Raw genomic sequence first — 5,832 nt, 5'->3', positions numbered from 1 at the left:
CACCCCGTCGAGGACGCCGAGGTCACCACCGCCCTGACCGGGGTCATCGAGCGCCTGGCCGAGGCCGGCGCCGCTGCGTGACCGGTCCGGGTGGGCGGCTCCGCGTGGGGGCCCGCGCGGGGCCTGTACGGCCGGCCTTCGTGACCGGCCGCCCCGGCAGGCCCCCGCTTCCCGGCCCCCGTCGCGCCGTCAGCGCTTCGGGGGCCTGACCCATCCCTTCTTCACCAGCTGGTCGCAGTGCCACTTGCCGTAGTGCTTGCTCTCTCCGCGCTTCTTGGTGGCCTTGATGCAGTCCGCGTAGGGGAACGGCGGCTTGTCGGCGGGCATGCGCACGGCGGGCGGGGCCGCGGGGGCGGGTTGCGCGGCCGCGGCAGGTGCGCTCAAGGCGCCGATCATGACGGCCGCCGCCAGCATGACTCTCATCCGACCCACAATTGCCCTCCGTCTTCGCGTCGTTCGCGTCCTTCTGGACTTTTCACCGGTTCATGGCGTTTGTCGCGCACCCGGGCCAACGAGCCGGAGGGCCGCGGGAAACGTTTCCCGGGAGAGGTTTCGTGACTTTCGCGCGGTTTCACCCCGAGGGCGGGCAGTCCTTCGGGGATCCGCGGTCCCGCGCGGTGCCCGTTCACGCCGCCGAACGGGCGACCTGGGCGTCCAGGGCGGCGCAGAGCCAGTCGTGGGCGGCGCCGGGGGTCGGCCGCGACGGGCCGGACAGCTCGGCGGCGAGCTGCCAGTAGACGTCGATACGGGGATCCGCCGCCAGCTGTCCGCCGAGCTCGCGGCGGAAGTCCGGCGTGTCCCGTACCCCGCGGGAGCGGGCGTAGGCCGCGACGAAGCAGTCCAGCGCCTCCCCGTCGTACGGGGACCGGCCCGCCCGCAGCGCGGACGACGCCAAGTCGTAGGCCTCGCCCAGCCCTTCGTAGAGCACCGCCGGGCGGTGGCCGCCCCCGCTCCGGTGCGCCGCGGGCTGCCACTCGCCGTCGCGGGACACCCCGGGGCAGGGGCGCGAGACGAGGGCGTGCAGCCGGGCGAAGGCCAGGACCTGCTCCGCGGTCGGCTCGGCGGGCAGGTGCGGGACCGCCTGGTCGACGACCGCGGACACCACCCGGGCCGGAAGCCGCGGGGGCAGCCACCGGCGCCAGAACCGGGCCAGCGCGGCCGTGCTGGGCGGGGCGGGCACGGCGCCGATCAGGCGTAGCCGGTCGGCGCGCTCGCCGGCCGGGGAGTCCCGCACGAGCCGGAGCGCGGCCTCGCGCCAGCGCAGGGCGGCGAGCTGGGAGCCGAGCTCCCGCAGCTGCCCCGCGACGGCGTCCTCCAGAGCGTCCTCCATCGCGTCCTTGCGGTCGTGGGCGCCGAGAACCCGGCTCACGTCCGGAACCGGCAGGCCGAGGGCGCGCAGGGAGCGGATCAGGCGCAGCCGGTCGAGGGCCTCCGGGCCGTACCGCCGGTGGCCCCCGGCGCTCCGGCCCGCCTCGGGCAGCAGCCCGCGGTCCGAGTAGAAGCGGACGGTCTTGACGGTGACGCCCGCCTTCCCGGCGAGCTCCCCGATGCTCCACATACCGTCAGGTGACACGGCTTGAACCTCCCCCAGCAGGAACTTTTACCGTACCGGCGAGCGCGGGCGGCCCGTCGGGGCGGTCCCGCGGACCGAGGTGCACGAGGGCCTGCGAAGGCATGCGAGGAGGGGATCATGACGGCATTCGTCCTGGTGCCGGGCGCCCACACGGGTGGCTGGATCTGGGAGGACGTGGCCGCCCGGCTGCGGGAGTCGGGGGCCGAGGCGCATCCCGTGACGCTGACCGGCATGGGCGACGGGCGCGAGGGGCCGGGGGGCGGCGAGGCCGCCACCGGTACGGACCTGGAGACGCACATCCGCGAACTGGTGCGGCTGATCGACGAGATCGACGCACCGGAGGTGGTCCTCGTGGGCCACTGCTACGGCGTCCACCCGGCGCTCGGCGCCGCGGCCCGGCGGCCGGAACGCGTCGTCCGGATCGTCTACGTGGACACGCCCGTGCCCCAGGACGGAGACCCCGCCCTGGAGCTGATACCCGATCAGGAGCTGCGCGACGCGCTGCGGAAGCGGGCCCAGGAGAGCCGGGAGAGCGGGGAGGCGGGCGGCGGCGAACGGCTCTCCCCGCCGGCGGCCGCCGAATGGCAGCGGTGGGGGAGCCTCGCCGGCATCCCCCAGGACGCGCTGGACCGGCTGACCGGCCTCGCCGCGCCGCAGCCGATGGGCACGCTCACCAGCCCGCTCCGGGTGCCCGGCGACGCGGTCTCCGGACTGCCGACCACCGGCATCCTCTGCACCGCCAACGGAGCCGGCATCGCCCTGGTCGAGTCGCTCCTGGCCCTGGGCGACCCCCGCCTCCTGGCGCTCGCCGACCCCAGGACCGGCTTCTTCGAACTCGGCACCGGCCACTGGCCCATGCTCTCCGCCCCCGCCGAACTGGCCGGCCTCCTGCTCCGCGCCGCCGCTGACGAAGGTTACCGGCTGTCCGCTCCGGCGGCCGGCGGGCCCACACATCTGCGGCCCTTCCTCCTGGACGTACCCGAGCAGGGCCGCGAGCGCGCCGGGCGGATCGATCTCCACCTGCCCGACGCCGACGGCCCCCGCCCCGCCGTGATCTTCGTCCACGGCGGACCGGTCCCCGCCGATGCGCGGCCGACGCCGCGGGACTGGCCGATGTACGTGGGCTACGCGCAGTACGCGGCGAGCCTCGGGGCGGTCGGCGTGATGCTGGACCACCGGCTGCACGACGCCACCTGCTACGAGCGTGCCGCCGAGGACGTCGCCGCGGCCGTCGAACGCGTACGGGCCGATCCGCGCGTCGACGGGGAGCGGGTCGCGCTGTGGTTCTTCTCCGGCGGCAGCCTGCTGTCGGCGGACTGGCTCGCCGCGCCCCCGCCGTGGCTGCGGTGCCTGGCGGCGACCTACCCCCTGCTGGCGCCGCTGCCGAGCCTGGGGCTCGCCGGCTCCCGGTTCCGGCCCGCGGCCGCGCTGCGCGGGGCCGGGTCCTTGCCGGTCGTCCTGACCCGGGTGGGCCTGGAGTTCGCGGAGCTCGCGGCGACGGTCGCGGAGTTCCTCACCGCCGCCGAGGAGTGCGACGCCGCGGTCGAGGTGATCGACGTGCCGGACGGCCACCACGGGTTCGAGACGGCCGACCACACCGAGCAGGCGCGTGACGCCGTGCGGCGGGCGATGGGTTCCGTGCTGGGCCATCTGCGCCGTTCGTGATCCGGCCTCGCGTCTCCGCGCCGCGCCGTGCCGCGCCTGCCGGGTGCGGCACGGCGCGGCGGGGCGGGAGGAGGGCGGATGCAGGGCCGGCGACGCGAAGGGTGCGTCCGGCGGCCCTGCCCGGGTGGTGAGGCTCGGCGGGCCTGTGCGGCGGTGAGTCCGGCGGGACTACTCGACGACGAGTTCGACGGGGATGTTGCCGCGGGTGGCCTTCGAGTACGGGCAGACCTGGTGGGCCTGCTCCACCAGACGGGTGCCCGTCTCGCCGGCGAGGGCGTCGGGGAGCTCGACGCGGAGCACGACGGACAGGCCGAAGCCGGTGCCGTCCTTGCCGATGGAGACCTCGGCGGCGACGGAGACGTCCTTCGTGTCGACCTTCGCCTCGCGGCCGACCAGGCCGAGGGCGCTCGCGAAGCAGGCCGCGTAGCCGGCGGCGAAGAGCTGCTCGGGGTTGGTCCCCCGACCACTGCCGCCGAGCACCGGGGGCATGGCCAGGGCGAGGTCGAGCTGCCCGTCCGAGCTCACGGTGCGGCCTTCGCGGCCGTTGGCGGTGGCGACAGCGGTGTAGAGCGCATCCATTGCGGTGTTCCTTCGGTTCGGTGGTTCCTGTACAGAGGCGGCGCTTCCGTACACCAAGAGAGCATTGCACGCGATTAAGTTGTGCGCAATTCAATGTGGTGCGAGGTACCCTGGGGCGGTGACCGCTCCCACTCCTTCCCTCCCGGACGACGCGGAGCTGCTCCGCCTCGACCACCAGATCTGCTTCTCGCTGCACGCCGCGGCCCGCGCCTTCGGCGGCGTCTACCGCGACGCCCTCAAGGACCTCGGCCTCACCTACCCGCAGTACCTGGCCATGCTCGTGCTGTGGGAGGAGCCCGAACCCCAGCCCGTCAAGGCCATCGGCGAACGGCTGCGGCTCGACTCCGGCACCCTCTCCCCGCTGCTCAAGCGGCTGGAAGCGGCCGGTCTGGTCGTACGCGAGCGCAGCGCCGAGGATGAGCGATCGGTCGTCGTCCGCGTCACGGAGGCGGGTGAGGGGCTGCGCGAGCGCGCCCTGCCGGTGCCCCGCCGCATCGTCGCCGCCTCGGGCCTGTCGCTGCAGGACGCCCTCATCCTGCGCGGCCTCCTGGAACGGCTCACCGAGAACCTCGACGCGGCCCAGGCGGGGGAGCGCTGACCGGTCACCGCGCCGCGCGGCCCCGGCCGCGCCGTGCCCGGATTGCCCGGATGATCCGCTTATCGTGATCCCATGGGTGATCCCCGGGGTGAAGAGAAGGGTGAAGGAAAGGGCGAAGGGAACGGCCGCCCCGGCGTGCCCGGCGTGCCCGGCGCCCCGGCCGCAGCCCGGCAGCGCGCCCGCACTTCCCGCCTGCGGGCCTTCCGCCGCTCACCGTTCTTCCCCGCCACCGTGCTGCTGCTGATCGTGGCCGCGGCCGCCGGCCTCTTCGCCGGCTCCTACACGTACGCCATGGCCAACCCCACCCCGCACAACATCCCCACCGCGGTCACGGGCGTACCCGCCCCCGAGATCAAGCGGGCCGAGTTCGTCCAGGGCATGGAGAAGGCGCTCGGTGCCGAGCTCCGGCTGCGCCACTTCGCCACGTACGACGCGGCCCGGAACGCCGTCGATGACCAGCAGGTCTACGCCATCCTCCAGGACCGCCGCCACACGGCCGAACTGGACGTCTCCGGAGCCTCCGGGGCCACCGTCGCCCAGCTCCTGACCGAGACCGCGCCCCAGGTCGGCAAGGCCATCGGCGTGCCCGTCACCGTCAGGGACATCAATCCCTTGCAGAAAGGCGACCCGCGCGGCCTGGCGCTCTTCTACATCACCCTCGCCGCGGTCATCGTCGGATTCGTCGGCGCCATTCAGCTGGGCGTCCACGCCTCCGCGCTCAATCCCGCCGAACGCATCGCCTTCACCGTCGGATACTCCCTGCTGGGCGGATTCACGATCGCCGCCGTCGTGGACTGGGGGCTGGGCGCCCTGAGGCTTCCTTTCGCGGAATCCTGGCTCATTCTCGCGCTGACCATGTTCACGTCGGGGATGGTCTTCACGATGTTCAGCGCCCTGTTCGGGCGGTGGGCGATGCTGCCCACCTGGGGGCTGATGGTGCTCCTCGGCAATCCTTCCTCCGGCGGCGCCGTCTCCTGGCCCCTGCTGCCCTCCCTCCTCGGAGAGATCGGCCGCTGGCTGCCGCCGGGCGCCTCCGTGAACGCCCAGCACACGGCCGTGTACTTCCGTCACGACCAGCACGTTTTCTCGTTCGCCGTGCTCGCCGCCTGGGCCGCCGTCTCCTGCGCGGTCTTCTGGACCTGGCGCCACCGCCACCCCGGCGGACGCGACACGAGCGCCGTCGACCCCGGGTGAGGGCTCGCTCGCCCGGCGTCACGCCAGAGGGCCTGTGGTGTGAGGCGGCCCATGAGGCGTGGATCACTTACGAATTGCTTTAGTGCTGACGGGGGCGGAATCCGGGGGCTGGAGGCGCGAATTTCCGGCGGCTATGAAAGGCGGTAGTAGGTCACAGTGCTTGTCAGGGGTTTTCGCCGCCGCTAACAATTGCGGGGTCGCTGGGCGCCGTCGACCGAGAAAC

Annotated in this window: 6 protein-coding genes; 3 read left to right on the top strand and 3 right to left on the bottom strand. The window is 73.9% G+C overall.

Features of this window, described 5'->3' with window-relative positions; all coding sequences use genetic code 11:
- Nucleotides 1–189 precede the first annotated feature (189 nt).
- On the bottom strand, nt 190–384 hold the full coding sequence (locus ACSNOH_RS32990; protein ID WP_436725130.1) for a hypothetical protein: 195 nt from the start codon (nt 382–384) through the stop codon (nt 190–192).
- Nucleotides 385–625: 241 nt separating this feature from the next.
- Nucleotides 626–1,558, bottom strand: a complete 933-nt coding sequence (locus tag ACSNOH_RS32985) for a MerR family transcriptional regulator (protein ID WP_436725131.1) — start codon at nt 1,556–1,558, stop codon at nt 626–628.
- 132 nt (nt 1,559–1,690) lie between these two features.
- Between ACSNOH_RS32985 and ACSNOH_RS32980 the strand changes: the two genes are divergently transcribed.
- Nucleotides 1,691–3,238 carry an alpha/beta hydrolase gene (locus tag ACSNOH_RS32980; RefSeq protein WP_436725129.1) on the top strand — a complete coding sequence of 516 codons (1,548 nt, stop codon included), beginning with the start codon at nt 1,691–1,693 and terminating at the stop codon, nt 3,236–3,238.
- Between the two features lie 168 nt (nt 3,239–3,406).
- Here the strand turns inward: ACSNOH_RS32980 and ACSNOH_RS32975 are convergent, their stop codons facing one another.
- On the bottom strand, nt 3,407–3,817 hold the full coding sequence (locus ACSNOH_RS32975; RefSeq protein ID WP_436725128.1) for an organic hydroperoxide resistance protein: 411 nt from the start codon (nt 3,815–3,817) through the stop codon (nt 3,407–3,409).
- 118 nt (nt 3,818–3,935) lie between these two features.
- Between ACSNOH_RS32975 and ACSNOH_RS32970 the strand changes: the two genes are divergently transcribed.
- Together ACSNOH_RS32970 and ACSNOH_RS32965 are read left to right on the top strand one after the other, a co-directional pair.
- Nucleotides 3,936–4,415, top strand: coding sequence for a MarR family winged helix-turn-helix transcriptional regulator (locus ACSNOH_RS32970; protein ID WP_436725127.1), 480 nt, complete (start codon nt 3,936–3,938; stop codon nt 4,413–4,415).
- Nucleotides 4,416–4,487: 72 nt separating this feature from the next.
- The gene (locus tag ACSNOH_RS32965) at nt 4,488–5,609 is read left to right on the top strand and encodes an ABC transporter permease (protein ID WP_436725126.1); all 1,122 of its coding nucleotides are present in this window, start codon (nt 4,488–4,490) and stop codon (nt 5,607–5,609) included.
- Nucleotides 5,610–5,832: the final 223 nt, after the last annotated feature.

Source organism: Streptomyces sp. URMC 127, assembly GCF_051386535.1.
Classification (GTDB): domain Bacteria; phylum Actinomycetota; class Actinomycetes; order Streptomycetales; family Streptomycetaceae; genus Streptomyces.
This window is presented reverse-complemented; position numbering and strand designations above follow the sequence as displayed.

Bases quoted from the DNA above. Each gene is read 5' to 3' on its own strand.
- ACSNOH_RS32980 (WP_436725129.1), top strand. From the start codon at position 1,691: ATGACGGCATTCGTCCTGGTGCCGGGCGCCCACACGGGTGGCTGGATC.
- ACSNOH_RS32965 (WP_436725126.1), top strand. From the start codon at position 4,488: ATGGGTGATCCCCGGGGTGAAGAGAAGGGTGAAGGAAAGGGCGAAGGG.
- ACSNOH_RS32975 (WP_436725128.1), bottom strand. From the start codon at position 3,817: ATGGATGCGCTCTACACCGCTGTCGCCACCGCCAACGGCCGCGAAGGC.
- ACSNOH_RS32985 (WP_436725131.1), bottom strand. From the start codon at position 1,558: ATGTGGAGCATCGGGGAGCTCGCCGGGAAGGCGGGCGTCACCGTCAAG.